Source organism: Actinobacillus minor NM305, assembly GCF_000175195.1.
GTDB classification, from domain to species: Bacteria; Pseudomonadota; Gammaproteobacteria; order Enterobacterales; family Pasteurellaceae; genus Haemophilus_A; species Haemophilus_A minor.
The window spans coordinates 112,594-137,320 of the sequence record NZ_ACQL01000069.1; the positions used below are offsets into that span (position 1 = coordinate 112,594).

37 protein-coding genes, 3 tRNA genes and 1 pseudogene are annotated in these 24,727 nt (G+C 39.2%); 15 read left to right on the forward strand and 26 right to left on the reverse strand.

Annotated elements, in window-relative coordinates:
* Positions 1 to 45 precede the first annotated feature (45 nt).
* The 4 genes from AM305_RS03970 to mepM form a co-directional block, all read right to left on the reverse strand.
* Entirely contained in the window at positions 46 to 894 is an 849-nt protein-coding gene (locus AM305_RS03970) for an OmpA family protein (RefSeq protein ID WP_005823336.1), read from the reverse strand.
* Positions 895 to 1,014: 120 nt separating this feature from the next.
* Positions 1,015 to 2,733, reverse strand: coding sequence for a single-stranded-DNA-specific exonuclease RecJ (recJ, locus tag AM305_RS03975; protein WP_005823337.1), 1,719 nt, complete (start codon positions 2,731 to 2,733; stop codon positions 1,015 to 1,017).
* Positions 2,734 to 2,818: 85 nt separating this feature from the next.
* Positions 2,819 to 3,511, reverse strand: coding sequence for a bifunctional protein-disulfide isomerase/oxidoreductase DsbC (gene dsbC / locus AM305_RS03980; RefSeq protein ID WP_005823338.1), 693 nt, complete (start codon positions 3,509 to 3,511; stop codon positions 2,819 to 2,821).
* Between the two features lie 15 nt (positions 3,512 to 3,526).
* Positions 3,527 to 5,014: a murein DD-endopeptidase MepM gene (mepM, locus tag AM305_RS03985; RefSeq protein ID WP_005823339.1), complete on the reverse strand. Its 1,488-nt coding sequence runs from the start codon at positions 5,012 to 5,014 to the stop codon at positions 3,527 to 3,529.
* 223 nt (positions 5,015 to 5,237) lie between these two features.
* Between mepM and znuC the strand changes: the two genes are divergently transcribed.
* Positions 5,238 to 6,026 carry a zinc ABC transporter ATP-binding protein ZnuC gene (gene znuC / locus AM305_RS03990; RefSeq protein ID WP_005823340.1) on the forward strand — a complete coding sequence of 263 codons (789 nt, stop codon included), beginning with the start codon at positions 5,238 to 5,240 and terminating at the stop codon, positions 6,024 to 6,026.
* A gap of 79 nt (positions 6,027 to 6,105) precedes the next feature.
* Here znuC and folD read toward each other — a convergent pair whose 3' ends face one another.
* Positions 6,106 to 6,978, reverse strand: coding sequence for a bifunctional methylenetetrahydrofolate dehydrogenase/methenyltetrahydrofolate cyclohydrolase FolD (gene folD / locus AM305_RS03995; RefSeq protein WP_005823341.1), 873 nt, complete (start codon positions 6,976 to 6,978; stop codon positions 6,106 to 6,108).
* A 175-nt stretch (positions 6,979 to 7,153) separates the two neighbouring features.
* Between folD and AM305_RS04000 the strand changes: the two genes are divergently transcribed.
* Both AM305_RS04000 and AM305_RS04005 read left to right on the forward strand, forming a co-directional pair.
* A tRNA-Pro gene (locus AM305_RS04000) sits at positions 7,154 to 7,230 on the forward strand.
* A gap of 54 nt (positions 7,231 to 7,284) precedes the next feature.
* Positions 7,285 to 7,361: transfer RNA gene (locus AM305_RS04005), tRNA-Arg, on the forward strand.
* 74 nt (positions 7,362 to 7,435) lie between these two features.
* Here AM305_RS04005 and AM305_RS04010 read toward each other — a convergent pair.
* The 5 genes from AM305_RS04010 to AM305_RS04030 all read right to left on the reverse strand — a co-directional run bounded on the left by AM305_RS04010 (position 7,436) and on the right by AM305_RS04030 (position 10,239).
* The gene (locus AM305_RS04010; protein ID WP_035293864.1) at positions 7,436 to 8,452 is read right to left on the reverse strand and encodes a tyrosine-type recombinase/integrase; all 1,017 of its coding nucleotides are present in this window, start codon (positions 8,450 to 8,452) and stop codon (positions 7,436 to 7,438) included.
* Positions 8,362 to 8,706, reverse strand: coding sequence for a helix-turn-helix domain-containing protein (locus AM305_RS12730; RefSeq protein WP_237698368.1), 345 nt, complete (start codon positions 8,704 to 8,706; stop codon positions 8,362 to 8,364). Before AM305_RS12730 ends, AM305_RS04010 begins: the two co-directional genes overlap by 91 nt.
* Before the next feature lie 4 nt (positions 8,707 to 8,710).
* Entirely contained in the window at positions 8,711 to 8,899 is a 189-nt protein-coding gene (locus tag AM305_RS04020) for a hypothetical protein (RefSeq protein ID WP_005823344.1), read from the reverse strand.
* Positions 8,890 to 9,405, reverse strand: coding sequence for a MazG-like family protein (locus AM305_RS04025; RefSeq protein ID WP_005823345.1), 516 nt, complete (start codon positions 9,403 to 9,405; stop codon positions 8,890 to 8,892). Before AM305_RS04025 ends, AM305_RS04020 begins: the two co-directional genes overlap by 10 nt.
* 204 nt (positions 9,406 to 9,609) lie before the next feature.
* A complete protein-coding gene (locus tag AM305_RS04030) occupies positions 9,610 to 10,239 on the reverse strand; it encodes a P22AR C-terminal domain-containing protein (RefSeq protein ID WP_005823346.1) in 630 nt (209 codons plus the stop codon).
* Positions 10,240 to 10,850: 611 nt separating this feature from the next.
* Between AM305_RS04030 and AM305_RS04035 the strand changes: the two genes are divergently transcribed.
* On the forward strand, positions 10,851 to 11,069 hold the full coding sequence (locus AM305_RS04035; RefSeq protein WP_005823347.1) for a hypothetical protein: 219 nt from the start codon (positions 10,851 to 10,853) through the stop codon (positions 11,067 to 11,069).
* Between the two features lie 26 nt (positions 11,070 to 11,095).
* Here the strand turns inward: AM305_RS04035 and AM305_RS04040 are convergent, their stop codons facing one another.
* From AM305_RS04040 to AM305_RS04065, 6 genes are read right to left on the reverse strand one after another with little or no spacing between them, the layout of a single operon-like run.
* Positions 11,096 to 11,413: a hypothetical protein gene (locus AM305_RS04040; protein ID WP_005823348.1), complete on the reverse strand. Its 318-nt coding sequence runs from the start codon at positions 11,411 to 11,413 to the stop codon at positions 11,096 to 11,098.
* A 30-nt stretch (positions 11,414 to 11,443) separates the two neighbouring features.
* Complete coding sequence (locus AM305_RS04045; RefSeq protein WP_005823349.1) at positions 11,444 to 11,716, reverse strand: DUF6378 domain-containing protein; 273 nt, start codon at positions 11,714 to 11,716, stop codon at positions 11,444 to 11,446.
* Entirely contained in the window at positions 11,713 to 11,979 is a 267-nt protein-coding gene (locus AM305_RS04050) for a hypothetical protein (RefSeq protein ID WP_005823350.1), read from the reverse strand. Before AM305_RS04050 ends, AM305_RS04045 begins: the two co-directional genes overlap by 4 nt.
* Positions 11,939 to 12,592 (reverse strand): N-6 DNA methylase, encoded by a 654-nt coding sequence (locus AM305_RS04055; RefSeq protein WP_005823351.1) that lies wholly within the window; start codon positions 12,590 to 12,592, stop codon positions 11,939 to 11,941. The genes AM305_RS04050 and AM305_RS04055 overlap by 41 nt, the downstream gene beginning before the upstream one ends.
* 1 nt (position 12,593) lies before the next feature.
* Positions 12,594 to 13,376: a hypothetical protein gene (locus AM305_RS04060; RefSeq protein ID WP_005823352.1), complete on the reverse strand. Its 783-nt coding sequence runs from the start codon at positions 13,374 to 13,376 to the stop codon at positions 12,594 to 12,596.
* Positions 13,377 to 13,411: 35 nt separating this feature from the next.
* Positions 13,412 to 13,912 carry a hypothetical protein gene (locus AM305_RS04065; protein ID WP_005823353.1) on the reverse strand — a complete coding sequence of 167 codons (501 nt, stop codon included), beginning with the start codon at positions 13,910 to 13,912 and terminating at the stop codon, positions 13,412 to 13,414.
* Between the two features lie 342 nt (positions 13,913 to 14,254).
* Here AM305_RS04065 and AM305_RS04070 point away from each other — a divergent pair, with 342 nt between their 5' ends.
* Positions 14,255 to 14,443: a hypothetical protein gene (locus tag AM305_RS04070; protein WP_005823354.1), complete on the forward strand. Its 189-nt coding sequence runs from the start codon at positions 14,255 to 14,257 to the stop codon at positions 14,441 to 14,443.
* A gap of 14 nt (positions 14,444 to 14,457) precedes the next feature.
* Here the strand turns inward: AM305_RS04070 and ssb are convergent, their stop codons facing one another.
* From ssb to AM305_RS12430, 4 genes are read right to left on the reverse strand one after another with little or no spacing between them, the layout of a single operon-like run.
* Entirely contained in the window at positions 14,458 to 14,928 is a 471-nt protein-coding gene (gene ssb / locus AM305_RS04075) for a single-stranded DNA-binding protein (RefSeq protein WP_005823355.1), read from the reverse strand.
* A gap of 8 nt (positions 14,929 to 14,936) precedes the next feature.
* Positions 14,937 to 15,188, reverse strand: a complete 252-nt coding sequence (locus tag AM305_RS04080; RefSeq protein WP_005823356.1) for a hypothetical protein — start codon at positions 15,186 to 15,188, stop codon at positions 14,937 to 14,939.
* Positions 15,189 to 15,196: 8 nt separating this feature from the next.
* Positions 15,197 to 15,328: a hypothetical protein gene (locus AM305_RS12865; RefSeq protein WP_272941017.1), complete on the reverse strand. Its 132-nt coding sequence runs from the start codon at positions 15,326 to 15,328 to the stop codon at positions 15,197 to 15,199.
* Positions 15,321 to 15,461, reverse strand: a complete 141-nt coding sequence (locus tag AM305_RS12430) for a hypothetical protein (RefSeq protein WP_005823357.1) — start codon at positions 15,459 to 15,461, stop codon at positions 15,321 to 15,323. The genes AM305_RS12865 and AM305_RS12430 overlap by 8 nt, the downstream gene beginning before the upstream one ends.
* On the opposite strand from AM305_RS12430, the gene AM305_RS12325 reads away from it, so the two are divergent.
* A complete protein-coding gene (locus AM305_RS12325; RefSeq protein ID WP_150084935.1) occupies positions 15,447 to 15,740 on the forward strand; it encodes a hypothetical protein in 294 nt (97 codons plus the stop codon). The genes AM305_RS12430 and AM305_RS12325 overlap by 15 nt on opposite strands.
* Here the strand turns inward: AM305_RS12325 and AM305_RS04090 are convergent.
* Both AM305_RS04090 and AM305_RS04095 read right to left on the reverse strand, forming a co-directional pair.
* A complete protein-coding gene (locus AM305_RS04090; protein ID WP_005823359.1) occupies positions 15,737 to 15,976 on the reverse strand; it encodes a hypothetical protein in 240 nt (79 codons plus the stop codon). The two genes, AM305_RS12325 and AM305_RS04090, sit on opposite strands and share 4 nt — an antisense overlap.
* Before the next feature lie 121 nt (positions 15,977 to 16,097).
* Positions 16,098 to 16,174: transfer RNA gene (locus AM305_RS04095), tRNA-Arg, on the reverse strand.
* A 352-nt stretch (positions 16,175 to 16,526) separates the two neighbouring features.
* Between AM305_RS04095 and AM305_RS04100 the strand changes: the two genes are divergently transcribed.
* On the forward strand, positions 16,527 to 17,009 hold the full coding sequence (locus AM305_RS04100) for a hypothetical protein (protein WP_005823361.1): 483 nt from the start codon (positions 16,527 to 16,529) through the stop codon (positions 17,007 to 17,009).
* 333 nt (positions 17,010 to 17,342) lie between these two features.
* Positions 17,343 to 17,939: a hypothetical protein gene (locus AM305_RS04105; protein ID WP_005823362.1), complete on the forward strand. Its 597-nt coding sequence runs from the start codon at positions 17,343 to 17,345 to the stop codon at positions 17,937 to 17,939.
* A 77-nt stretch (positions 17,940 to 18,016) separates the two neighbouring features.
* Here AM305_RS04105 and AM305_RS04110 read toward each other — a convergent pair whose 3' ends face one another.
* From AM305_RS04110 to AM305_RS04120, 3 genes are all read right to left on the reverse strand, one after another.
* Complete coding sequence (locus tag AM305_RS04110) at positions 18,017 to 18,754, reverse strand: Abi family protein (RefSeq protein WP_005823363.1); 738 nt, start codon at positions 18,752 to 18,754, stop codon at positions 18,017 to 18,019.
* A gap of 153 nt (positions 18,755 to 18,907) precedes the next feature.
* Complete coding sequence (locus AM305_RS04115; RefSeq protein ID WP_005823364.1) at positions 18,908 to 19,282, reverse strand: hypothetical protein; 375 nt, start codon at positions 19,280 to 19,282, stop codon at positions 18,908 to 18,910.
* A 12-nt stretch (positions 19,283 to 19,294) separates the two neighbouring features.
* Positions 19,295 to 19,951 carry a LexA family protein gene (locus tag AM305_RS04120; protein WP_005823365.1) on the reverse strand — a complete coding sequence of 219 codons (657 nt, stop codon included), beginning with the start codon at positions 19,949 to 19,951 and terminating at the stop codon, positions 19,295 to 19,297.
* Positions 19,952 to 20,067: 116 nt separating this feature from the next.
* On the opposite strand from AM305_RS04120, the gene AM305_RS04125 reads away from it, so the two are divergent.
* From AM305_RS04125 to AM305_RS04155, 7 genes and pseudogenes are all read left to right on the forward strand, one after another.
* On the forward strand, positions 20,068 to 20,256 hold the full coding sequence (locus AM305_RS04125; RefSeq protein WP_005823366.1) for a Cro/CI family transcriptional regulator: 189 nt from the start codon (positions 20,068 to 20,070) through the stop codon (positions 20,254 to 20,256).
* 93 nt (positions 20,257 to 20,349) lie between these two features.
* A pseudogene (locus AM305_RS04130) lies at positions 20,350 to 20,990 on the forward strand (phage antirepressor KilAC domain-containing protein).
* The gene (locus AM305_RS12540) at positions 20,987 to 22,051 is read left to right on the forward strand and encodes a conserved phage C-terminal domain-containing protein (protein WP_005823368.1); all 1,065 of its coding nucleotides are present in this window, start codon (positions 20,987 to 20,989) and stop codon (positions 22,049 to 22,051) included. Before AM305_RS04130 ends, AM305_RS12540 begins: the two are co-directional and overlap by 4 nt.
* Before the next feature lie 2 nt (positions 22,052 to 22,053).
* Positions 22,054 to 22,260: a hypothetical protein gene (locus tag AM305_RS04140; RefSeq protein ID WP_005823369.1), complete on the forward strand. Its 207-nt coding sequence runs from the start codon at positions 22,054 to 22,056 to the stop codon at positions 22,258 to 22,260.
* 2 nt (positions 22,261 to 22,262) lie between these two features.
* Complete coding sequence (locus tag AM305_RS04145) at positions 22,263 to 23,270, forward strand: DUF968 domain-containing protein (RefSeq protein WP_005823370.1); 1,008 nt, start codon at positions 22,263 to 22,265, stop codon at positions 23,268 to 23,270.
* 168 nt (positions 23,271 to 23,438) lie between these two features.
* Positions 23,439 to 23,783, forward strand: coding sequence for a RusA family crossover junction endodeoxyribonuclease (locus tag AM305_RS04150; protein ID WP_005823372.1), 345 nt, complete (start codon positions 23,439 to 23,441; stop codon positions 23,781 to 23,783).
* Positions 23,780 to 24,154 carry an antiterminator Q family protein gene (locus AM305_RS04155; RefSeq protein WP_005823373.1) on the forward strand — a complete coding sequence of 125 codons (375 nt, stop codon included), beginning with the start codon at positions 23,780 to 23,782 and terminating at the stop codon, positions 24,152 to 24,154. Before AM305_RS04150 ends, AM305_RS04155 begins: the two co-directional genes overlap by 4 nt.
* 8 nt (positions 24,155 to 24,162) lie before the next feature.
* Here the strand turns inward: AM305_RS04155 and AM305_RS04160 are convergent, their stop codons facing one another.
* Positions 24,163 to 24,348: a hypothetical protein gene (locus AM305_RS04160; protein ID WP_005823374.1), complete on the reverse strand. Its 186-nt coding sequence runs from the start codon at positions 24,346 to 24,348 to the stop codon at positions 24,163 to 24,165.
* Positions 24,349 to 24,727: the final 379 nt, after the last annotated feature.

A 24,727-nucleotide genomic window follows, 5' to 3' on the forward strand; every position in this document is an offset into this window, starting at 1 on the left:
ATTCAGATTACCCTTTATTCTACTCAGTTCTTAAAGAACTGTAAATTATTTACCAGAGTTGTATGCTGGCGTTTGATATAATGGAGCTGGACCATTAGGACCTGCCACATTACCACCTTCGCTTTGTGTTAAAACACCACCGTTTGCAGAAATTTCTACACGACGGTTTGGACGTAAACAGTCACGTAATGCTTGACCTGATTCGCCATCACATGCTTTCACTTGGTTTGCTTTACCGTAACCTACAGCTTCAATTTGAGCTGTTACGCCTTGTTGAACTAAACGAGCTTTAACCATGTTAGCACGGCGTTGTGATAAATCTAGGTTATAATTTACTGAACCTAAACGGTCTGTATAACCTGCAACTTTAACCTGTTGTGCTTTAGAAGATTTCAATTGTGCTGCAACATTATCAACAACTTCTTTACCTTTAGCCGTTAAAGTATCTTTATCAAAATCAAATAAGAAGTCGCCACTTAAATTGAATGACGCATTACCGTTACAACCATTTGGATACCAGAAGAAGCTTTGTGCATTCATGTTTTTGTCGAAACCAATTTTGAATTGACAAATTTTATGAACACCATTTTCACGATAGTTAAACACGAAGTCCCATTCACGAACGCCATATAAGCCTTCTTCAAAATGAGGACGACCGATTAGGTTATAAAGTTGGTCTTTATTCATACCACGTTCGATTTGACGAACGTTTTCCCAGTTAGGCCAAGAACCGAATTGAGAACCATCATGGTTGAATTCAGATTCTGAAATTTTTGGGAATACCGGATTTTCAATCTGACCTTCATCAGACACATTGCTTAAGTTACCACAAGCAGCTACTGCAACAGCAACGCTTGATAATAACAAACCGCGAAAAAGAGTTGCTTTTTTCATTATCATTTATTCCTTATCTAGGTAAAAACTTTATTCAAGGACTCATGAACCCACCTAGGGATATGAGGCTTACGGATTGTACAATACAAATTTATGAAATTCTACATATATGTGCAGCAATTACGATATTATTACATTTTCCACCCTCAATTGTAAATTTTTATTACCTTTGAATTCATTTATATCAAGTTTGTAAATTATTTTAGCTTTTTTTACTGACATATCAGGAAATGCTCTGACATCAATATTAAACCAAATTGCATCCAGTAACATTCCTCTTTCATTTTCTACCATCATTTTTAAATGTTTTCCACCTAGTAGTCTTTGCTGTAAAATTCGAAAGTCACCTTCAAAAGTTGGTTCAGGGAAATGCTGCCCCCACGGGCCTGCTTGCTGCAATAAATTTGCAATTTCTAGCGTAAATTCATCCGCTTGCAATTCACCATCCGTATAAATGATGCCTTGCAATAATTCCGGCTCAATCATTTCATTAATTTTTTCATCAAAGATTCTTTGAAATTTGAGAAAATTATCTTGATGAATCGTCAAACCTGCCGCCATTGCATGTCCACCAAATTTAACGATTAATTCAGGGTAATGACTATCAATACGTTCTAACAAGTCTCTCATATGTAACCCACTAATAGAACGTGCGGAGCCTTTAATAAATGGACTATCTTCATTTTCTTGTGCAAATGCAATAACCGGGCGATGAAACTGATCTTTAATTCGAGAAGCAAGAATCCCTATCACGCCTTGATGCCAATCAGGTTGATACAAAACAATACCATGTGCTTGTTCTTTTTGAGCCAGACTTGGCAACTTCGCACAAATCGCCAATGCTTCCGTTTTCATCTCTTGTTCAAATTCTTTACGCGTCTGATTTAAGCTATCTAATTCAAAAGCTAATTGGCGAGCGATCTCCATATTATCCGCCGTGAGTAATTCAACCCCTAACGACATATTTTCCAAGCGACCTGCTGCATTAAGTCTTGGAGCAATCGCAAAACCGAGATCGGCAGCTTGTAATGTTTCTAAATCTCGCTTCCCTACTTCCACTAAGGCTTTAATGCCCACTCGACATGCACCGGAACGAATACGATTTAAACCTTGGTGCACCAAAATCCGATTATTATGATCTAAAGGCACAACATCTGCCACCGTACCTAATGCAACCAAATCCAATAACTCGGCTAAGTTAGGTTCTTTACCTTGAAATAAATTTTTCTCGCGCATTTTACTACGCAATGCCAACATCACATAGAACGCAACGCCCACACCAGCTAAAGATTTGGAAGGAAACTGGCAATAAGATAAATTCGGATTGACCATCGCATCCGCATTAGGTAGTTGCTCTGCCGGTAAATGATGATCGGTGACTAATACTTTGATCCCATTTTCTTTCAATAACGCAATGCCTTCAAATGAAGAAATGCCATTATCTACCGTAATAACTAAATCGACCTCTTTTTCCAAAATCGTATTGGCAATATCAAGGCTCAAACCATAGCCTTGAGAAAAACGATCCGGAATAAGATACTCAACATGCTGGAACCCCATTTGACGTAAGGCAAGCAAGATTAATGCCGTACTTGTTGCGCCATCAGCATCAAAATCGCCGACAATAATAATGTTAGCTTGTTGCTCATAAGCCTCAACTAATAAGTCAGTTGCTTGCTCTATACCAGAAAGTTGTTGTGGATGGTGTAAATGTTGAAGCGTTCGTTCTAACTCTTTTGTCGATTGCACCCCCCGACTCTGGTATAGCCGATTTAGTAGAGGGTGTTCCGATAATTGAAGATCCGTTAATACAGGACGTTGTTTAATAATTTTTTGCACAATAAATTCTTATTAAAAAAGCGGTTTAATTTTGCAAAAATTTTACAAAATCAAACCGCTTGTGTCCAAATGATTTTGGAGAAATTTATTCAGCTAACATTTTTGCCAATGCATTGGGTTCAACATATCCGCCAATAACTTCTCCTTTATCCGTTACCATATAAGGCGTTCCTGTTACACCAAATTTAATCCCTAACTCATAATGTTTTTTTACAATATTTGGGGTTTTCAATGTGCTTGGTAATTTCCCTTCTTCCGCATCATTTAACGCTTTCAATTTATCTTCAGATGTCCAAATGGCTTCCATTTGTTTAGCCGTTTGGGTATTCATGCCGCCACGAGGGAAAGCCAAATAACGGATAGTTATGCCTTGCTCGTTATACTGTTTAATGCGTTGATGTAATAAATGGCAATAATGGCAAGTGATATCCATAAACACCGTAACAACATGTTTTTCATTTTTTGCTGGATAGACAATCATCTCATTGCTTAGTGCATTTAATTCACTCATCTGCGCTTTATGAGTAATATCGGTAGCTTTCCCATCTTTTAACTCTAGCACTTGAATTTGCCCATTTAAGACGTAACGACCATCTTTACTAATATAAACCACACCTTCATTTGAAGTTGCCATACGAAAATCCGGAATAGCTGAGTCCATGATTTTCACATTGGTTGCGCCCATTTTTTCTAAAGTATTTTTTAAATTTGCATCATCTGCCATGGCTTGATTGATAACAAATGCAAGGCTTAACATAGCCCATTGAGTTTTCTTCATTAATGATTCCTTGTATTAAAGTTTTAATTTTGCTTCGATGCTTTTCGCTCGAGCTAAGAAATTTTTACGTTCTTTATTTTCCATACCAGAACTAGATCCTGGTAATTTTACTGTCATTGGATTAACCGGTCTGCCGTTAATATGGAATTCATAGTGTAAATGAGGCCCTGTTGATCCCCCCGTATTTCCCGATAATGCAATACGCTCTCCTTTACGAACCGATTGACCAACTTTAACTAACGACTTGCTTAAGTGCATATATACAGTCGTAATATGCCCGTGGCGAATTTTAATATAACGCCCAGCTCCTCTTGCTTGATAAGCAACATGTTCTACAACACCATCACTTGGAGCAATAACTGGCGTTCCTGTTGGTACACCATAATCAACACCATTATGCGGTCTTACTCGCTTAGTGATGGGGTGTAAGCGGCGCGGGTTATAAGGCGATGAAATTCTTACTGCAGATAATAATGGATGACGAGCAAAACCTCTCGTTAAGCTTTCTCCATAATTACTGTAATAACGACCATTATCTGCCTGAATAGCATAATAACGCTTATTTCCACTAACAATCAAAATACCTTCAACATTACCAACATCAGTTACAGTATTATTGATATATTCACGTTTAACCAATATCGCAAACCGATCGCCTTTTTTAAGTTTGCTGGTTGCAATTTGTGATTGCAATCCAACTGCCAGTTGATTTACTTGGCGATCAGACAACCCCACATTCTTTAAACTCGAAGCAAAGCTTCCTTGAATAATACCTTTTACGACATCTTGGCGCCAAGTACCTTCTTTTTCAATCTTCTGATATGAAAATTTCCCATTTTCCTGTCTTTCATAAATTCGTTCTTCTTTTTCAGAAACCAACCAATTCATATATTCCAATTCACCGTGATTATCCAAAATCCAGTAGAATTGTTGCCCTGCGTCTAAATCTCCTAATGCTGGATATTGACGAATCAATGCTTTAGCTACCGAACTACCTAAGCCTGATTGTTCTAAAACATTTCTTAATTTGTCCCCTTTGGTCACAACATAGCTAAATTGATCTTGAATTCGCAGAGCTTCATCAGCAATATCAATAACCTCTGAAATCACTTTTTCTGCTTCTTCCGGTAATTTTTCTAGTGATTTTTTAGCTTCCACTATACCATTTTCAGATTCTTCATCATCTTCTGAAGCGAGTTCATCATCATAAGATGTTGCATTGACATCTTCTTCCTGAACATGTTGCTCCTGCTCATCAGCTTGATCATCATTAGGAACAGCTTCGTTTGTCACACTTTCTTTTTCTATAATAGCTGGCACACTTTCTGCCGTTTTATCTGCCAAACCAGCAAATGTCTCTGAAACGCCCTCCACTGTTTCAACTTGATCATCAACTTGATTTCCTTCTATATCATCCAAAATTACGACTTTTTCTTGTTCTGGTGTTTGTAAGGATGCCTTATCTTTAAATGAAAGGGCTATCCCAATACAAACCGAAAGCATCGCAAGTAAGAATAAGAAAATTTTTATTCTTTTCTTTTTTCTTCTACGATCCCTAGCTAAAATAACATGTTGCAAAATATCTCTCGCTTTATTCTTAAATCTTTACAAAATTTTCTAGCAAGATTGTAAAAGAAAAATTCCATCTTGTCATTTACAGAAAAATCCGCTAATTTGACTGCTTATTAGTATTTATCTCTTATCTGTCATGCGAATTAACAAAATCATGCCTAAACAACAAGCAACCTTAACGCCAAACAAAGGCGATGTTTTGGTTCATTTAAAAGAAATCAATGTCAATTTTAATGGCAATAACATTTTACAAAACATCAACTTAACCATTCACGCTAACTCAATCACAACCATTGTCGGCCCTAATGGCGGAGGGAAATCGACCTTACTTAAAGTCTTGCTCAAATTACTCGCACCAACTCAGGGCGTTGTTGAACACAAAAAAGGGCTAAAAATCGGTTATGTGCCACAAAAACTGCATCTTGACCACTCAATGCCTATTACGGTAACTAAGTTTTTATCATTAAAACCGCGCTGTACATCAAATGCTATTGCTGAAGCCCTACGTTTATTTTCTATTGAACATCTTGCAAATAATAGCATGCAAAAACTCTCGGGTGGAGAACTACAACGCGTATTATTAGCGAGAGCCATTTTAGATCGCCCACAACTTCTAGTTTTAGATGAACCAATGCAAGGAGTGGATATAAATGGCCAAACAGAACTTTACCAGCTACTTAACAATACTCGTAATTGGTTAAATTGCGCCATTCTTATGGTTTCTCATGATCTAAATATCGTAATGGCGAATACAGACGAAGTGCTCTGCGTAAACCGCCACATTTGCTGTGCCGGCACGCCTGAGATGGTGACAAATGATCCGCATTTTATCCATTTCTTTGGCGATCAGTTCGCTAAAAATGTCGCTTTTTATTCTCATCATCATAACCACCATCATAATTTACATGGCGATATTTGTAATGGTGTTTGTCAATGTAAATAATGCCTAGCTATCAATGTTCTATATTATGTAGCGACATAAAGCTACATAATCGTGACATTATATTAATAAACTGCTTTTGCTATGCCTTTTCCAATGCTAAAAATAAATGATTTCTATACGCTTGTAACGTATTTTGCATTAACATCGCAACAGTCATAGGTCCGACTCCACCTGGTACAGGTGTTATAAAGCTAGCCTTTTCTGCAGCAACCTGATATTCAACGTCGCCCGTTAATTTCCCATCTGTGTTGCGATTAATCCCAACATCAATCACAATGGCACCAGATTTAACCCATGAACCTGGAATAAACTCTGGTTTACCAACTGCCACCACTAAAATATCAGCTTGGCGAACATGAGATTCTAAATCTTCGGTAAAACGATGAGTTACAGTAATGGTACAACCTGCTAATAATAGCTCCATAGCCATCGGGCGCCCAACAATATTTGAAGCACCTACAATTACCGCATGCTTTCCATGCAAATCGATATTCGTAGTTTCGAGTAATTTCATTACTCCATAAGGCGTACATGAGCGTAGAGTCGGAATACGCTGGCATAAACGACCAACATTGTAAGGATGAAAACCATCTACATCTTTATGAGGCAAAATAGCTTCAATTACTTTTGTTGAATCAATCTGTTTAGGTAAAGGTAACTGTACCAAAATACCATCTACACTTTCATCATAATTCAATTGCTCAATTAGCTGTAATAGTTCTGCTTCCGTTGTTTCAGCTGGCAAATCATAAGATTTTGAAAAAATCCCTATTTCTTCACAGCTTTTACGCTTACTATTTACATAGACTTGAGATGCAGGATCTGAACCAACAAGAATAACAGCCAAGCCCGGGGCTCTTTTACCTTCAGATATATATGTTTTTATTTGTGTAGATATATTCGCTTTAATCTGTTTTGATAAATTAGTACCAGAAATAATTTGTGCAGGCATTAAATGACTCTCCTATGAGCGTTGAAGAATGACGTAAACGTTTGCTATTCTCTCAAATTTTTACTGCTTTGATAAGCTATTTTTCCTAAAGTGTATAAACTTCAATCAGTTAACTCTCAATCCATAAATATAATTTGACAATAGAGTAAATCAAATTATAATGGTACTCACTTATCGGCGAGTAGCGCAGCTTGGTAGCGCAACTGGTTTGGGACCAGTGGGTCGTAGGTTCAAATCCTATCTCGCCGACCACTCTTACTTATTTTCAGAAATTCCTATCTAAAAATAATATATTCTTTAAACTATGCGCCCTTAGCTCAGCTGGATAGAGCAACGCCCTTCTAAGGCGTGGGTCAAAGGTTCGAATCCTTTAGGGCGTGCCATTCAAAACCTTTTGAAATCAATCATTTAGCCTTATAAGTAACATTGCTTTTTTGTGTTACGTTTTGGGATTGTGTCAAAATTGTGTCACGAATTTTACGCTACCTGCGTGTGCCATTAAGTGATCGGCATTTAAGTGAGCGTATTTCTTGACCATTTCTAACGTCTCCCAGCCGCCTAATTCTTTCAATGAGAATAAAGGCGTTCCAGCTTGAACGTGCCAACTTGCCCAAGTATGGCGTAAGTCGTGAAAGTGGAAGTCTTGTAACATTGTAAGTCTTGTTGCTCTATCAAAGGTTTTTCTGTTAATATCATCAACAGGATTACCACGAGCTGATACGAAAACATATTTGCTGTATTTGCCGTGTTTTTCCCTTTGGTTTTTGAGCAATTCTATTGCTTCGTCATTAAGTAGTAGCGATCTTGCTTTTTCCGATTTAGCAATATCATTGCTGACGATGGCAATTTTGCGATCAAAGTCAATTTTATCCCACGTCATTGTGAGAATTTCTGTTCTTCTTGCTCCTGTCATTAAAGCAAAAGAACAGATGGCTTTCATCCAATCTGTACCGATATTCGAAATGAGCCGTCTAGCTTGTTCTTGGGTTATCCAGCGAACACGAATAGGCGGTTCTTTTTTCTTTGGAAAATGCGGTACTTTATCTATGTAACCTGCTTGATAAGCAAGGCTGAAAATCCGTGCGAGCGATTTGATATACTTATTTTGCGTTGCATTGGATAATGGCTTACCTGTGCTTTGGCTCACTTTGGGTAAGGCATTAACTGCTTCCGCTCCTGTTATCGTACTTAATCCACGCCCTGCGAATTTGGAACGCCAGTAAATAGCATGCCGTTTTTTCGTTGCTTGGTCGGCAAGCCCTGCGGACTGTTTTAGCCAGTCTAGTAAGGCTTGCTCGAATAGATAATCAGGCTGTTCATCTAGCTTATCTAATCGCCACATTTCAGCTCGGATTTTGTCATAAAACTCTTGGGCTTCTTTCTTTACCGTTGTGCCAGTAGAGCGTCTAATTCTCTTACCGCTTGGCGTTGTGAAAGCAACCCAATAGATTTGGTCTCTTTTGTAGATCGACATAGTTTTTCCTCTTCGACCGACAGAGCTAATCGGTCGGGATTATTCGCTTTTTCTTTATGAAGATCAAGATCTGATTTCAGCACACGCCAAATTTTTGAACCTTTCATTTTGAAAAATCCCCATTCTTGGCGGTGCTTATAGACCGTTTGGTAATGGCAACCGAGATATTCGGCTGTTTCTTTCATTGTTAGCGTTTGCTGCATTTCTTTCACTTCCAAAAACCTAGCTTTCGCTAGACTTGTTCGTTGATCCATTCTCTTAGGCTTTTTTAAAAGGTAAAATAAAACTCAATCGTTGGTTTGATTTGCCATCTTCCAATACAAATTCCATATTGCCCTCTTCTTTTTCTAGCCAACAAAGGAATTTAATATCTTCATAGCCTAAGGTTGTACAAATTCCCTGAAGATGAGAGAGAATTTTGGTAAATTTTTCTGCTTCTAATCGCATAAATCTTCCTCTTTAACAAACACACCATCTATCATTTTTCCCTTGCGGTCTTTGATTTGGTCGTAGGCGTGTTTTACGCAATCGTAGAAATCAAATCCTGCACCGTAGGCGTAATGCATTAAGTTATAAGCCAACAATCCAATAAGTTCAAAAGGGTCGGCTATTTCTTCGTATTCTAAAGCACTGGCGAGGTTTCCTGTCCAGCTTAAGAGAAAATTTAAATTTGTGGTGCCGGAAAATTTCTCGGGCGGGAATTGGTAGCATTCGTAGGCTTCAAGAATGTCATTATCTAAGCAGTGATAACCAAATTGGGCGCTTAAAATGGTTAGCGCGACAAAACAGTCGCCAATGCTGTCTTTAATCAGTTCTTTGTCGTTTTTGTTGTGTCCTGCGAAGAGTTCGCCTAGCTCTTCGGCAAATTTGAAGAGTTGTTTTTGTGGCGTTGAGCCTTTAATCAGATTGCGGTCTTCCGCCCATTGTTCGATTTGTTGGATAAGTTGTTTCATTGTTTTTCTCCTAAGTGGATTATTTTCGGGTTTCGCAGATGTAGCCGTCACAGTCGTTGTATAACTCGAGGTGGTCGGCTACGAGGTAGAAAGCGGTTAAAAATAGTAGGATTTTTGCGTATTTCATCGTCATTTTCTCTTAATTTGGGTGTGGGGAACCGCCGCACGATTTTTGCAATGTGCGGTCGGGGTTGGGTTTTGGGTTTAATTAAGTTTTAGGCGTGATTTGATACGCTCAAATTCAATTGGGTTGCTTTCCTTAAACGGTTCGATGAGGCGTTTAAGGATTGGTAAGTTTTCATCAATGAGGCGTTTGTATTCTCGATGATGGCTGTACACCGCAGGATGAAAGTTTGAGCCGATGGCTGCTAGGGGCTGTTCGAGTTCGCCTAGTAGGTCGTTCATATTGCGGTGTGAGATAAGTAGCCAAACGAGGCTGTAGATTTCCGCACCGGTAAACGATGCCGGATAGCGGACTTCGGGTTTTACAAGCGGTTGGTTTTGTTGTTCGTTTTGCGAAATCTCACGGTCGAGAATATCCAACACCCATTTGCGAAAATCTTTGGCGACTTTGGTGCGGGCGAACATTGCGATGAGATGTGCGCCACGTAATGAGAAGACACGGACTTGTTGTTTTCCGCCTGCGGTTTGCAGTTCGATAAGTGCGGTCATTTCTGCGGTAAATTCGTCTGCGTTGCGGTCGTAGATTTTTACGATGGCTTTTGTAGGATCAGCGTATTCTAATGCTGTACCTAAATCGCTTGCTGTTAAGAATGTGTGGTTGTTTTTATTGATAACCGAAAGAGTAGTGTTTTGAAATGTTAATGTAGTCATTTTATTGTCCTTGTGTTTGTTTTAAAACTCATCACAAGCTACTGCAATAACTGGTGATGAACTGGCTAAGGTTTGCAGTAACCGTTACACAAGGAAGACGGCAGATCTTTCGATCTCCTTAACCAGCCCATCATTGACTACTTTAAAAGGGTTCCCCAATTTGGGGGTACCTTTGAAAGGTTTGATTTGACTAGATTTCGGCTATAAAAAAATCGCCATTAGGCGACTATCATTATTTCCGCCTTATGTATTCAGGTACTGCAATACCCGACTTTCTGTTGAAAGTGGGGGGTAGTTTAAACTGAATGGGGGGCGGTTGTCAATATCAATAAATTATATAAATAATACTTGTGTTTTGTTTTTATTATTTATATAATATGTTTGTTTTCAGCGAAGGGTTGAAAATGAAGAAACCGCCCTTCAAGAGAGCGGTAACAATAGGAACTGGATTATGTATCTTAAGTTGTTAATCCTAGTTATTCTAATCTTAGTAAGTTTGCCCGCTTACTAGATAGATAGCTAAAAGTCCTAGCGGTGAATTTGCCCTCACCGCTAGGCAGTTCCTCTATATTATAACGTTTCGTATTTAAAATCAACCAAAGGTAGTAAAAATGGCAAACGCTCAAACAGAACATTCTCGAAAACTTCGTGCGGAAACTTCACGCCGACTAAATGATAAAGCCTTAGCAGAAGGTAAGGCACGCCGTATTTTAATGCAATTACCTTCGGAAGTTGCCGATGAATTTGATGCCATTTGTGCTGAAATGGGTGTTTCTCGTCCACAGGCGATCAAGGCTTTATGTGCATTGTATCGGGGGAATAAGCATTAAAAGCCCACGTTTGTGGGCTGTGTTGGTTATTTTGTCCTCGTTAAATAGTCTTGGTACAAGTGGTCATCCGATGGCGTCCAACGCCATTTAATGTTTTCTTCAATCTTTTTAGCTGCATACTCCAAAAAAATTAAATTCCATTCATCGTTGATATACTTTGCTTCCTCATAACATTCTAAAATAAACCATCTCACCCATTTTCTTTCGGTTGCCGGCGTGTACTTTATTGATTTTGGCGTTACGGCTGTAATTCTACCGCTAGCGGTGGTAAACCTAACATTAGGTTTGTATGGGTTATTTTTTAGCGATATGACAGAAAGAATAGGAATGTCTTTAGCTTTCATTCCTTATCTCCTTAAAATAACAAAACCGCACTAGGCGGTTTCATCTTCAACACACAAATTCAATCGTCCACCCAAATGCGCATAGTTGGCTAAATCGACCCAATGATCTGCAAAGTGGCTGTTACCGCCTAAAATGCGTGTTACTTTTGCCATAATCATCGTAAGAGCATAATGCTGGCAATTATCGATTTGTTTATTTTGCCAAGCGTGTTCAATAGGTTTGGTTAGCTGTGCGAAGATTTCTGAACCTTGGATAAAATCGCCGTGCGTGGCGGAACGTTCTGCAATGAGTTCTGTTGTCATTTAATACCTCGTCTTTTTTCTTTTCGCTTTTTTGATACGCTAATCACGGCTTTTGGTGTGATGATGTTATTTAACTGGATAATACGGTTATCTTTCTCAATAATTTCTTTGCGTAATGCAACGATTTTACTTTCCAGAGAACCTTTCTCTTTTTTGAGTTGGTCGATTTTTTCTGATTGGCTTACAACACGTTTAACTAAATTGCTGTTTCGCTCTTCAAGTTCACGATAGCGTCGTAGGTGGTAGAATGGGTTTAAGTTCATAACGGTTCCTTTGTAATAAATAGAGTGGTGTGTAGTAGGTATCTATTACATTATTTGCAATAGGGTTTGCGTGTTGAATGATGGCGGATATGCCCAAGAGTGAAAGTTGCACATAGCACATCTGAACACTTTTTAAGTCAATATCTTGCGCAATAACGAGTAATTGTTGCTGTGGGTTATAGCCTTGCGATTTTAACGTTTCGCAAAAGCTGATAATCAAAGCACCGCTTCCACAAGTTGGCTCGTTCAGCGTGAAATAGCCTTTCTCGTTTATTTCGCTTGGTGCAATAAGCATATTTGCCATCACTTGACCGGTGGAAATAGGCGTAAAACATTGTCCTCGTTGTTTATTGGCAATCTGTAGCTTCATATAGCATTGCCCTAACACATCTTGAGGCTTTTGCTCTAAGAGATTGAGGAGGATTTGCCCCATTTGATGGAATTGATACATCTCATCATCGGTGTAGCGTGATTTAATGGAGAAGTATCTATCATCACGATCTTGAAAGGGGTTGCTAATAGCACAAGTGCAGATTTCAACAAAGTCTTGAAAAACTCTTAAATTGTCATGTTTACGCCCCATTGTTTGAATAATAGAGAGTAATTCATCCAAATCAGATATTCTCCAAAAGCGCAGATAGTGCCGCAGGCTCTACTGCAAAATCCCAATACATTGAACTTGAGGCTCTTTCGTTATCCGGATTTGAATTGATATTTATTTGGGTTTTATTTTTAGGCAATATCTCTTTAGGAAGTAAAAGGATACGATAACCACTTGGTGGGTCATCGCTTTTTTCAACCTCATCATCTGAAGCAAAAAGGCAAAAGAAATCCGGTAAGTTATCCGGATCGTATCTTAAAGCATATTGCTTCGAGCATCCAACTTTCCTAACCGAAGAATACTTCACGTCAATCTCTTTGTTGTTTACAACAAAATCAAAACGAGGATTATTCATTTGATACTGCATATTCATATCAATAGCAGAAGGGACTAAACGTTTAAATTCATTTTCCGCCCAATCTCCTTTTAAACCGGTTTCGGCACGGTCTTTATAGCTTGCCCAGTTTGGAGATAAATTTAACTGCTCAAGGGTTTTTGCCACAATCCATACAGTTAAGCCAACATCTTTTGTGATTTCTTTAAGGTCGCCATTGTGTCGATAATAACTATCAAGCACACGATATTGTGTTGTCTCCGTTTGTTTGATAAAACCGTGATACTTTAACGTCAGGTACACAATGCCAGCACGCAGATTTAAGGCGTCAGCAAATTTCGCTACATCCGCATAGGACTCATAATGTTCTTTTGCCATTTTAAGCAACTGTTGTTCTTTGTCTTTATCTGCGATGATCTGCCTTTTTTGAGGTTGCAAATAAGGCTCAATATTTTCTGTCATGTATTCACTCCATAAAAAACCGCCTAGATAGCGAGTTAGTTAAGAATTCTGCTTTGAGCAACTTCGATCAGCAGTTTGTATTCGTGATGAGTTTTGTCGTCGTGGACTTCTTTTGATTTTGATAAAAACTCATCTACTGTGCCTGTAAAGCAACCTCGGGTAACAATTAACCCATCTTTTCCATTAAAGACAGTAAGCGTTCCATTTTCTGAACCCACATTGGTTGCCCAAAAAATCATCTTCCGTTCAGAGATAACCGCAAAAGATTTCACCCGAGCATTACCGTACACCTCAGCACTACCGTACACCTCAGCACTACCGTACACCCGAGCACTACCGTACACCTGAGCATCATCGCCCACCCAAGCATTACCGCTATGGTCTAAGTTTTTTTCGGTTTCGATATAGCCTCCCAATTCGCCTGCTACAACTGCACCAAATGTAATAAGTGCTTTAATGCGGTAGAGCGTTCTACCGCGATAGTTTACTGTATCGTCTTTGAGTAGTTCGTATTTCTTTTGTGTTTGTTCTGTCATTGTTGATTTCCTTGCAATAAAAAACCGCCTGTATTGCGACAAGCGGTTGGTTTTGGTGAAAATGTTGCAATAAAAAAGCCACCGTAAAAACGATGGCTTTTCTAAAAAGTTCTTGATTTTGTTAGTACACTAATCTATAATACACTTGTTTTCAGCAATGGTGCTGAAGACGAGCCGGTGCAGACCTTTAATCACACCGACTTTTGGAGGGATAACATATGCTTTACCGCATTATCCTAGTTATCATTCTCTTAGTAATTAGCCTGCCAGCGTACTAAGTTGAATGAACTAAGCAGGGGGAGAAATCTCCCTGCTCTTCAAAATCAATATTAAGGATTTATTATGGCATTGTCAAGAAGTGAGATTGTGGCTCGCAGTGATGCAAAGAAAGGTATGCAAGCCAAAACCTATAAACTTCCGCAAACGTTAGTGGCTGAAATTGAGTTGTTAGCCAAGCAGTGCGGTATTTCTCAAGGATTGTTAATTGCTCAAGCCGTTGAGCTGTTTAAGCAATCGCAGAAAGGGGCGTAATGACGCCCTTAAACTCAAAACGGAATTTCATCATCAAAGTTATCCGTTTGACGCTCATCATCCGCATAACCGTCCCATTCTTTCTGTTTTGCTTGTTGCTTTGGCTTGCCCTGTGGCTCTTGAGCCCAGTTGTTGTTACTGTTGCCACCTTGCGAACTGCCGAGCATTTCGAGTTTGTCGGCGATAATTTCCGTAGTGTAGCGGTCTGTGCCGTCTTGCGCTTGCCATTTGCGTGTTCGGAGTTTGCCCTCAATATAGACTTGCGAGCCTTTTTTGAGATATTGCCCCATAATCTCAGCGAGTTTGCGGAACGCTATCACGGTGTGCCATTCGGTTTGCTCTTTTTTCTCGCCGGTGTTTTTATCCGTCCAACTTTCGCTGGTTGCAAGACTGATTTTTGCGACCGGGTCGCCGTTTGGCATTGTGCGCATTTCGGGGTCGTTACCTAAACGACCTACAATAATGACTTTATTGATACCTGACATTTTGTCTCCTACTGCTTAGATTTAGGTAATGGCGGTTGCTTATAAGGCAACCACGCATAAATTCGTTCTTCTGCCTTTAATCGCCCACGTTTGGCGATCTGTTTGTCGTATGTGAATGATTTGGCGTTGTTATCCCATTCATTCAAAAAGACATATTTCAGTGTGGTTTTCTTATACTGAAATTCTTTAACCGAAGCGACAACAAGATATTTTCCGCTTTGTTCCGGTTTTTGTTCATCAATATAAATCCAATCTGCCATTCTTTCTCCTATGAAGGTTCGGTAAATTCACACAGATGGCAGCTTGTTTTCGGTAAAACCGGCGAAGTCTCACAACCATCTAAAGACAGCACCACTGCAAAAATCAGTGATAACGAAAATAAAGTAATATGTCTACGCATAATGAAGGTCCTGTAATTTTGCCATTAAGGCACATTGCGCTTCCCAACCTTTTTGCCAAGATTGGAGATTGCCGGTATTCCGCCAATTTTCGTAGTAGCGTGTCATTTGGATACGTAAATGTTCGATGCTCATTTTTTATCTCCTTATGATTGCGGTTTATTTAGCCACGACCGCAAACGTGGTATATTGATACTTCCACATAATCAATATCAGGAGTTTCTTATGAATAAGCGTTTAACCTATCCACAAGCAATCCAAGCGGCAGCAACGTTACTTGCAAGTGAAAAAGTATCTGCTCGTGCTGTTGATGACGACAAACAGGCTGAATTAGTCAGTGATCTGTTTGCCTTGGCGGATCGCATTTATCATGCGTCTATTGGTTTTTCAACCGATGAAGAATTAGGTTTTTAAAGCGATTCGTTGTTTTTGAATTTGCTATCTAATTGTTGTCGCTTCTCTCGTTCAAGTCGCTTTATTTCTGCTTCAGTAAAAGGACGGATGAAGCGACTAATAAATTCCTGTATTTCATAGGATTGGGTGCCTTCTGGTGTATCAAAGGCATAATTCTCTAATTGGACTGTTTGCCCATCCATTTCAATTTTCATTGAAATTTCAAAATGATGCGGTTTTTTTGTTTGGTTTGTCATTGGAGTATCTCCTTTTGTTTGTTGCCATTCAGAACCGCACTTAGCTCTGGCTTAGTTATCCTTGATTTGGTAACAGCGCTATTACCCAGACCTTTAGCGGATCTCTAAATGCGGTTTTGAATGGCGACCGCAGAGAGAGTCGAACTCTCAACTCACTGCTTAGAAGGCAGTTGCTCTATCCGATTGAACTATGCGGTCGTTGTTAAAATGCCGTTACCGTGTGGATTCACTGCCTCACTATCGCTGATTACGACATTTCATCACTCTAATCGGGTTAAGGCTGTCTACTTAACGCTGGCGGTTCTCCCGAACGGCAGTACGCTAGAGTGTTTTTTTACCAAATTGTCTAAAACTCGAAACAGGTTAGTGATGAGCGCCTTTCTTTATGCTTGTAAGGCTCAAGCCCTCTTGTTTGCCACAACGTTGAGGAATATAATGTTTTCGCCACAACTAAATTATGAGGAAAACATTATGAAGAGAGAAAGAGAGGAGCGGGGGCATATTCCGCCAAAACCGACTCCACCACCTAAACCAAGATGAGGATTTGAAAATGAATGGGAAAAGTCGAGAAGATTTAGTTTTTGAACTGTATTACAGCTACAACTTAGAAAATCTGCACTATCACTTTAATGCTAGAATAAACAATCTCTTGACAGTGATTCAGCTTTTGCTTTCTTCTGCCATTATTGGCGATCTCGGTCGATATTTCCCAAACCTCAATATAACCATTGGCATTGGTCTGATTTTAGCTCTACTGAGTACGCTTTCATTGGTTTATCGCTTTGGAGAAAAATCCGTTGCTTCTCGTATTGCGACAAACCGTTATTCCGCTGTTATTCATCGCTATACCAGTATGACAAACGATGAACTTGCTGAAATCTTGTTTGAGTACAGCTCAACGGATAATGCTATTTCAGGAGCACTTAGCCGTATTGCTTATAAACGTTCTACCATTCAACTTGGCGGTAAAGACGATACTCAATTAACCTGTTACCAATCTTTTATTGCGACATTTTGTGGCGAGCATTTCTAATCAAGTGAGCTACTCTACGGAGTAGCTATTTTCTTACCCATCACTAACCTGTTTCAAATTTTTAAAGAGCGTTGCACCATCTCTGCTTCTCGTTTTATGCTAGGTGCGTTGTTTTGATGCGTTAAGTTTAAGAAAACTTAAAATATAAATCAAGACAAAATTTAAGTTTTTTTAAATAAATTTTAAGACCTCTTAAATTTCAATTAGTTAGATATTTTCTATTTGCTTGTTTTTTATACTATTGATTTGCCATTATTAAGATTTGAGACGTTGATCACATCATCAATCTGTGATTTCAGAGAAAATGGTTAATCATGAGTGATTGGAGGTTGTATGAAAAAACTATTTCTTACCCTATGCCTATGCCCGGTCTTTGCCTATGCGACCGAAACAGGCGAAAGTTGCGGAAAAATTGAAGACAATGCTAAACGCTTGGCGTGTTATGACGAGCTTTTTGTAAAAAAAGAAGCTAAGGCTGATGAAGCAAAAATAGAGAAATCCAAATGGGAATATGAGCAAGAAAAAGATGAGTTGCGCAATGCTATTACATACAGGGCTACGCTTTCATCCAACAACATTGTTGATTTTGGCTTCCCATACAATACTTCTTCAATGCATTTGACGTTACGCAAAGACCCAAAATATGGCAATGATGTCATTTTCAGCATTCATGGACAGTTTAATGGCTGTATGATTGATAGCTGTAAAATTACTGTGAAATTTGATGATGGTAAATTGGAAAGCTATCGAATGGTTGGTTCTGATGGCGGTAGCAATGACACACTTTTCATCGAAAATGCAAAAGCGATGAAAACTTTTGTCGATAAACTGAAAAAGTCGAAAAAACTAATTGTAGAAGCGAGCTTTTACAACTATGGCAAAGGGCAATTTAACTTTGACACGCAAGGGTTAGAATGGAAACATTTTTAATTCCCTAGAATTCGGGGGAATTAAAACACTCCTAAACCAAATAGAAAAGGCTACGTAGTGCGTAGCTTTTTTGTTGATTAGATATGTTGGGGCAATATAGCTATTTCAGCTCCAAAAATTTGTTGATCGAAGAAAATTTGACGTTGCCAAATGAGTGCTTGTGAAAGCTGGCGAAACACAAATCGTTCAGGTGCTATTTTCTGTAAAATCAGCTCAAATTGTGAGTAAGTTTTATCTAAGTTTTTGAGAGCCTGAATAGGGTGTCTTGATGTTTTCTTGTTCCAAACAATTTCTTGATGATATAAACGATTACGAAAACGCATTACTAATTTTAATGTGTTATATAGATCTTTGAAATTTCTAAATCTACGATTAAAAATAGGCTTCAAGGTCTGTTGCCAATAGATAGCATAAGGATTTCTTTTGAGGTCGTAATCAAATAAATTAACCCAAAAACCAAAAGTAATACGTGAGATAATATCATTTTCATCGTAATGCTTACCGCATTCGTTGATCGCCTTTTTAAGCTGTCGTTTTGATTCTACTGTCAATGGTGCATTATTATCTTGTGCTAAATAATGGAAAAATTGATATAGGTCATTATTAGGCGCTGCCTGGCGAAGTAATTCACTAATTTCATTTCGTAATGCAACTTCAATCTCTTGGATTAAAGAAAAATAAATCCCTGTGCGATGCTGTAATGCCGTATAGATTGCAATCGCTTCTTTCTGCTTGGTTGTATCGCTTTGGTAAAAACAATCTAAATAGGTACTTAGGCGACTTGCTGAAATGCTAGTAATTTGTCTAGATAGCATATTTATTCTTTACTTAAAAATAGTTTAGTGTAATAATAATCGTACTGGTAATGAGCCCGAAGCCCCAGACGTAGGAGCTGGTTCGCTTTGTAAAGTGTGAGAATCGCTTGTTTGCGGTTCGGAGAAGGTAGGTTTTTAAACCTACCTTTTTCTTTATCTACATTGTTCTTCTAGCCACTTCTTAAAGGTTTCTTTTTTCCAGCGAGCTTTTCCTAAAATATATAAATCAGGTTTAGGGAAGAAAAGTTTTTTTTCTAATTCTTGATTGATTAGTTCAATATGCGTATCAAACATTCTTTGGGTCGTATGGAGTGCAGATCCTAGTCCACCATTGGTTCGTAAATAATGGTTGGGCAAATTAACTAACTCTTGAAATTCTTTTGCTGTAATACCTAATCGGTTAATAATATCATTTGCTGAAAGTAGTTCAGCACTTCCTTTCATTATGTCATTAATAACTTTATCTTTAGGTGTAGAAGCTAATTGAGCTTCTACAATTGCCTGTTTTACATCTTTAAACTCTGTCATATTTATTTTTCCTTATCTCTTTCTACGATAAATACGGTGTTCTACCATTGTGCCGATAATACGGATTTCTTGTTTTAGGGTAGAAAGTTTCGGATAGTCTGGGTTTAGCGCGATAAGTTCAAAATGTTCTCGCCCGAAATTATCTACTTCGCCCAACGGACGATATTTTTTAAAGGTTGCCTCATAGTTGCCGTTAATTGCTGCCACGAATTCCCCGGCGTGAGGTGGTTCGTTTGGGTCAATAATAACAACATCACCCTCGAGAAAATCTGGGGTCATAGAGTCGCCCTTAATTTCTAAGGCGAATGCATCATCAGAAACGTCAAGATCAGTTAAGATATACTCATAATCTCCGCAAGTCTCACGAAAATCATCAATACCAGTCCATTGCCCTGCTTGGATATAACTGATTAAAGGGATTTTTGTCATACCAATACTTGCTGGCACTACATTCGATTCGCCATTACCACGCAACAACCAACTAATTTCACACTGTAATACCGTTGATAGGTCTAAGATATTTTCTGCATTTGGTTTTGTTGTATTGCTTTCCCATTGGGAAATCGCAACATGCGAAACGCCTTTCAATGCAGTAGCTAAATCTTTCTGTGTCAATTTCAATTCTTTTCTGCGATTTCTAATTCTATCGCCTAAAGTTTGATTGCTCATACTAACCTCCTTAAGGTCAATGTTGTTAAGTTATCTTAACATTTATTGACTTAAGTTTCCTTTATATGTATATTTAAGAGGTCTTAAATTTTAAGAATGAAAGGACTTAAGGAAATATGAAAAAAGATGATGTTCTGAAACATTTTGGCACTTTAGAAAGAGTAGCTGCGACTTTAGGGATCAGCGTATCAGCAGTTTCTCAATGGGGAAAAATTATCCCTGAAAAAAATGCCTACCGATTACAAGAGATCACAAAAGGTAAATTAAAAGTACAACACTCGCTTTACAGATGTTCCAAAAAATAAAAAACCACCGCTGGAACGGTGGTAATTAAGGAGATAAGTGTGATTAACACGAATTTATTATCTACTAACCCAAAGGAAAATGCAACCCTGACGATGAGTAGTCGGGAGATTGCTCAAATCACGGAGAGCCGGCACTCTGATGTTTGTGTATCGATTGATAGATTGATGGCAAAAGGCATTATTGGGGGGTATCAGGCAATGCCGTACACCCACCCTCAGAACGGTCAAATCTATCATGAGTACCATATCAACAAGCGTGATACTTATGTGATTGTGGCTCAGCTCTCCCCTGCTTTTACGGCTCGATTAGTCGATCGTTGGCAGGAATTGGAAAGCCAACAAGCGGTACGTTTACCTCAAACTTTTGCGGAAGCCTTACGTTTGGCGGCAGAACAGGCAGAAATTATCGAGAATCAAGATAAGCAGTTGGCGGAGCAAGCGCCTAAGGTTGCATTTGTCGAACATTATATCGAAGTGGGGACAAGTAAATCATTACGTGAAACCGCCAAGATTTTAAATTTCCCTGAAAAGCGAATGATTGAATGTTTAGAGCGTGATCGTGTGTTGTACCGCCAATCTGGCAATTTACCGCCCTATTCAGATAAACAATCTAAACAATTATTTACCGTAAAGACCGGTACGGCAGAACACGGCCATAATTTTACCCAAACCCGAGTAACAGGTAAGGGATTGAGTGGATAGCGCAACGTTATGCTTCGGAGTTAGGACTATGAGATTTACATCAACAATAAATAACGTCCGCTTGGTTGAGTGGGGAATCAATATTACGCAAGGTGCATTAGTTGATTTAATCAATCAGGCGTCTAGTTGGGCGAAAGCGGTTGTTATTGATGGCGTAACGTATTACTGGATGTCTTTTGGGAAAGTATGCGAAGAGCTACCTGCGGTATTTAGTAAGGAAGATACTGTTTACCGTCAATATAAGGTGCTGAAAGAAAAAGGCATTATTGAGCATTTCAAAATGGACGGTAAAGATTATGTTCGCTTAACTGAAAAAGGCTGTGAGTGGAATAAATTTGAGCCGATCCGAGGCTCGGAAAAAAATCCGAGTATCGGAAATCAATCCGAACAAACTCGGAAAAAAATCCGAGAAAGCTCGGAAAAAAATCCGACAGATAATAATAACAATAATAAATATAACCAAGATAATAATACCCCCCTTAATCCCCCCGTGGGGGAAACACACACAGATTCGGTTGCTGTGTTAGACCATTTGAACCAGCGTTTGGCGGACCTTAGCCAAGTACTTGGCATGGCATTGCCAAAATTCAGGGCTAAGGGCAATGCGTTGAAGCTGGTTACGGCACGCTTGAAAGATTCTAGTTTGGCGGAATGTTTGCAAGTGATTGATTATTTGGTGGCGAAATGGGGTCGTGATGATGCGTTTCGTGAGTATCTTGCGCCTAAAACGATTTTCCGAGCCTCTAACTTCGAAGATTATTTGCCAAAATCGACAGCTTGGGCGGAAAGTGGCAAGCCGATTTTCATCGGTGGTGCTTGGGTAAACGAAGCTGAGGCAAACCGTCAAGCACAGTTACCGGATTTACCTTCGGTGGAGGAAGTTCGAGGTGTTTACCATCGCTACTTGAGTGCCCCGACATTATTTAACCGCACGGATTTTAGCGATCTCCGTAAGAAATTTGTGTATTACTGCGTGGTTAAAACGAAAAACGCCCATCCGACAGAAGCGAATATCAATTCAGTCATTGCCGGTGCGATAAAAAGCGTTTCTGCCAATATCCACACGTTACCCATTCCCAACCCAGGAGCTTAAATATGGCGGATTTGAAATGCCCTAAATGCGGTGCACCTTTGTCTGATTGGTATATTCCTGATGAGCCGTCTTTTTGTGGGGAAATGAGCGATGATCGCTTTCGTTGCGAGGGACATTTAATGACACCTAAGCCATTCCCTCAAGCAAGTGATGGTTGTGCGTTAAATCGTACTGAGAGTTGTGGTTATTTTGGCATTTGGGAGTTGTAAGTATGGCGGACTCTTTATTACTTACGCCTTATTTCCAGACTGAGGTTGGCTTGGTGTTTTATCGTATTCCGCCAAATATTGCCCCTTCTGCTTTTGGCGAACGCACTTTATTGAGTCCTGCGCCTTTAGCATTGCAAACAGCTAAATCAGGTAAGGTCTCTCATATTGCTCATGATGAAGTAACAAACTGTCCGGCACTGGCGGTATTTGCGAAATCAAAACAAGTCAGAAAACAGATGAGTTTTGACAACGCTTATTTGAATTATGTACGGAATATCCAAACGTGCCAATGTAGAGACGGTGTGTATTGCCATACAGAGAAAACCGTTGTGGAGGTCGAAAATGGCTTTGTGTGTTTATGTTGGCACCACGATAGGCTTTTCTCCGAAGGCGAGATAAAAACCGAACAGTTGGCGGATTTAGCTAATCAGAATTGGGAGCAATTTATTGCGAAATCTATTCGTTCGAAATTAAAGAAGCCGGTAAACATGCCTATCACATATTCTGATTTAGTTTTTTGGGCTTGTTTAAATAACTTACTGCCTGAATTAGATAGCGAAGAATTAAGGGTTTTCATGGGGTTGCGACCTCAATTAGATTTAACAAAAGAGAGTTCTATTGGTGCTGAGCGACCTGAGGCTATGCCAACATTACGGGATAAGGTTCGCCCGTTGTTATCTTTAAAAGTAGATCCTGAACCGATTGCGAGTTTTTTAGCCATTCCGAAGTTGAAAAAATTTGAATGCCGTAAATGGTTGCAATTTGTGAAATCCCAACCTTGTGTTTGTTGTGGTCGCCCTGCTGACGATCCACATCACATTATTGGCTATGGCGGTAAGATGGGGGGTAAAGCGCACGATTTATTTACGATACCGCTTTGTCGCATACATCACGACGAATTACATAGAAGTACATCGCATTTTGAGCAGGAGTATGGTTCGCAATTATCGCTTTTGTATCAATTTTTGGATAAAGCGATCGGGATGGAAGCATTAGTGATTGAGAGGTAAATCATGGAGGTGCGTTTATTAAAATGTCCTGCTTGTGGGGCGGATATGAAGGATTGGAGCGATTTCTCCGAAAAGTCGGAGATAGACAAGATAAAGCCGTTTGAATGTACCGGTTTTCGGTGTGGTAAGCGGTGGGCGGAAGATGAATTGGATAAAAAAGGAGAATAAATGGTTGTATTAGAACTCCCCTATCCTCCAACAGTTAATCATTATTGGAAACATACACGTAACGGGAAGCATTACATTACAGCGAAAGGAAAGACTTTCCAACAGGAAGTAAGATGGCTCACTCGCAATCGACCTAAATTTATCGGGAAAGTGTTGCTGGAAGTCGATATTTACCCTCCTGATAATCGCAAACGAGACATAGATAATATCTTTAAGGCACTCCTTGATGCATTGACCAATGCTGGTGTGATTATTGACGATAGTTTTGTGTATAAATTAGTGGCAGAAAAGTTACCATCAATTAAAGGTGGCAAAGTGATCGTAAGAATCAAGGAGTTTATATGATTAGGCTGCATATTAGCATTGATGATATTTTACATGTCTGGGCTCGCCGTTGGGCAAGTCATAAAGAGTGTCGAGGTTATCCCTCGTTACAATCTTTTATGAGAGAGGTTGAGGTTAAGCGTAGTTACAGTATTAGCGAGCTTACAGAGGATGAGTATTTAAAAATTGATACTGCGGTCATCACTTTACATGATTTGGATTTAGAGGCGTATCAAGTGTTAATGGCGGTATTCTTACAAGGACAGAATAAGCAATCTACTTGTCTTGAGATGCAAATTGCGCCAAGAACATTTGATAGGCGATTGCGCACCGCACGAGATTTTATGGAAGGGGCGGTATTTGGTTCGGGGTTGATTAAAGTGAAAATTTAGGCGTATTGCTACGCCTTATTCTGTTCTGCAAACAGCTTAATGCCTTGAGTAATTATTTGCGTTTTAGACAATCCTGTTTGTTCAGAGAGTTCGGCTAGTAAAGTGATCACATCTTCGTGGAGCTTATAGGATTGCACTCTTACACCACGTTTTTTATCGCTTTTAGCGTTGATTTCTGCTCTTGTCATTGCCATAAATTACCCCTTGCATTTTTGGTTAAGTTATCTTAAGATTGGAGTCATCGGGGGAAGGCACTCCCCCGATGGATTATCCTAGAACGCTGGCATTGCCACCATTAAGAGGATAATTAGGATTACGATTTTGAATAGCATATCCTAAACTCCATTTTTTGAACGCCCCGAACTGAACAAGTCGGGGCTTTCTTGTATCTAAAGCACCTTGCCTTAGATGTGAATATTGTAGTGTTTCTTACATTTTAATGCAAGTGTTTTTTGTAAAAAATACTACATTATTTTATTTGACAACCCCAAAACTTCAGAGTAGTATTCATTCCATAGGTGTCGAAACCTTATATCCAAAGCGGCAATCCGCACCCGTCAGACAAGCGGTTTT

Bases quoted from the DNA above. Each gene is read 5' to 3' on its own strand.
- AM305_RS12730 (WP_237698368.1), bottom strand. From the start codon at position 8,706: ATGGATCAACGAACAAGTCTAGCGAAAGCTAGGTTTTTGGAAGTGAAA.
- AM305_RS04030 (WP_005823346.1), bottom strand. From the start codon at position 10,239: ATGACTACATTAACATTTCAAAACACTACTCTTTCGGTTATCAATAAA.
- AM305_RS04050 (WP_005823350.1), bottom strand. From the start codon at position 11,979: ATGAACTTAAACCCATTCTACCACCTACGACGCTATCGTGAACTTGAA.
- AM305_RS04100 (WP_005823361.1), top strand. From the start codon at position 16,527: ATGAATGGGAAAAGTCGAGAAGATTTAGTTTTTGAACTGTATTACAGC.
- folD (WP_005823341.1), bottom strand. From the start codon at position 6,978: ATGCCTGCACAAATTATTTCTGGTACTAATTTATCAAAACAGATTAAA.
- AM305_RS04065 (WP_005823353.1), bottom strand. From the start codon at position 13,912: ATGACAGAACAAACACAAAAGAAATACGAACTACTCAAAGACGATACA.
- AM305_RS12540 (WP_005823368.1), top strand. From the start codon at position 20,987: ATGAGATTTACATCAACAATAAATAACGTCCGCTTGGTTGAGTGGGGA.
- AM305_RS04090 (WP_005823359.1), bottom strand. From the start codon at position 15,976: ATGACAAACCAAACAAAAAAACCGCATCATTTTGAAATTTCAATGAAA.
- znuC (WP_005823340.1), top strand. From the start codon at position 5,238: ATGCCTAAACAACAAGCAACCTTAACGCCAAACAAAGGCGATGTTTTG.
- AM305_RS04020 (WP_005823344.1), bottom strand. From the start codon at position 8,899: ATGCGATTAGAAGCAGAAAAATTTACCAAAATTCTCTCTCATCTTCAG.
- mepM (WP_005823339.1), bottom strand. From the start codon at position 5,014: ATGCTTTCGGTTTGTATTGGGATAGCCCTTTCATTTAAAGATAAGGCA.
- ssb (WP_005823355.1), bottom strand. From the start codon at position 14,928: ATGTCAGGTATCAATAAAGTCATTATTGTAGGTCGTTTAGGTAACGAC.
- AM305_RS04110 (WP_005823363.1), bottom strand. From the start codon at position 18,754: ATGCTATCTAGACAAATTACTAGCATTTCAGCAAGTCGCCTAAGTACC.
- AM305_RS04145 (WP_005823370.1), top strand. From the start codon at position 22,263: ATGGCGGACTCTTTATTACTTACGCCTTATTTCCAGACTGAGGTTGGC.
- AM305_RS04105 (WP_005823362.1), top strand. From the start codon at position 17,343: ATGAAAAAACTATTTCTTACCCTATGCCTATGCCCGGTCTTTGCCTAT.
- AM305_RS04010 (WP_035293864.1), bottom strand. From the start codon at position 8,452: ATGTCGATCTACAAAAGAGACCAAATCTATTGGGTTGCTTTCACAACG.
- AM305_RS04120 (WP_005823365.1), bottom strand. From the start codon at position 19,951: ATGAGCAATCAAACTTTAGGCGATAGAATTAGAAATCGCAGAAAAGAA.
- AM305_RS04160 (WP_005823374.1), bottom strand. From the start codon at position 24,348: ATGGCAATGACAAGAGCAGAAATCAACGCTAAAAGCGATAAAAAACGT.
- AM305_RS04080 (WP_005823356.1), bottom strand. From the start codon at position 15,188: ATGGCAGATTGGATTTATATTGATGAACAAAAACCGGAACAAAGCGGA.
- AM305_RS04045 (WP_005823349.1), bottom strand. From the start codon at position 11,716: ATGACAACAGAACTCATTGCAGAACGTTCCGCCACGCACGGCGATTTT.
- AM305_RS04125 (WP_005823366.1), top strand. From the start codon at position 20,068: ATGAAAAAAGATGATGTTCTGAAACATTTTGGCACTTTAGAAAGAGTA.
- AM305_RS03970 (WP_005823336.1), bottom strand. From the start codon at position 894: ATGAAAAAAGCAACTCTTTTTCGCGGTTTGTTATTATCAAGCGTTGCT.
- AM305_RS04060 (WP_005823352.1), bottom strand. From the start codon at position 13,376: ATGACAGAAAATATTGAGCCTTATTTGCAACCTCAAAAAAGGCAGATC.
- AM305_RS12430 (WP_005823357.1), bottom strand. From the start codon at position 15,461: ATGAGCATCGAACATTTACGTATCCAAATGACACGCTACTACGAAAAT.
- AM305_RS12325 (WP_150084935.1), top strand. From the start codon at position 15,447: ATGTTCGATGCTCATTTTTTATCTCCTTATGATTGCGGTTTATTTAGC.
- AM305_RS04115 (WP_005823364.1), bottom strand. From the start codon at position 19,282: ATGACAGAGTTTAAAGATGTAAAACAGGCAATTGTAGAAGCTCAATTA.
- AM305_RS04070 (WP_005823354.1), top strand. From the start codon at position 14,255: ATGGCATTGTCAAGAAGTGAGATTGTGGCTCGCAGTGATGCAAAGAAA.
- AM305_RS04150 (WP_005823372.1), top strand. From the start codon at position 23,439: ATGGTTGTATTAGAACTCCCCTATCCTCCAACAGTTAATCATTATTGG.
- AM305_RS04155 (WP_005823373.1), top strand. From the start codon at position 23,780: ATGATTAGGCTGCATATTAGCATTGATGATATTTTACATGTCTGGGCT.
- dsbC (WP_005823338.1), bottom strand. From the start codon at position 3,511: ATGAAGAAAACTCAATGGGCTATGTTAAGCCTTGCATTTGTTATCAAT.
- AM305_RS04025 (WP_005823345.1), bottom strand. From the start codon at position 9,405: ATGAAACAACTTATCCAACAAATCGAACAATGGGCGGAAGACCGCAAT.
- AM305_RS04140 (WP_005823369.1), top strand. From the start codon at position 22,054: ATGGCGGATTTGAAATGCCCTAAATGCGGTGCACCTTTGTCTGATTGG.
- AM305_RS04035 (WP_005823347.1), top strand. From the start codon at position 10,851: ATGGCAAACGCTCAAACAGAACATTCTCGAAAACTTCGTGCGGAAACT.
- AM305_RS12865 (WP_272941017.1), bottom strand. From the start codon at position 15,328: ATGCGTAGACATATTACTTTATTTTCGTTATCACTGATTTTTGCAGTG.
- AM305_RS04040 (WP_005823348.1), bottom strand. From the start codon at position 11,413: ATGAAAGCTAAAGACATTCCTATTCTTTCTGTCATATCGCTAAAAAAT.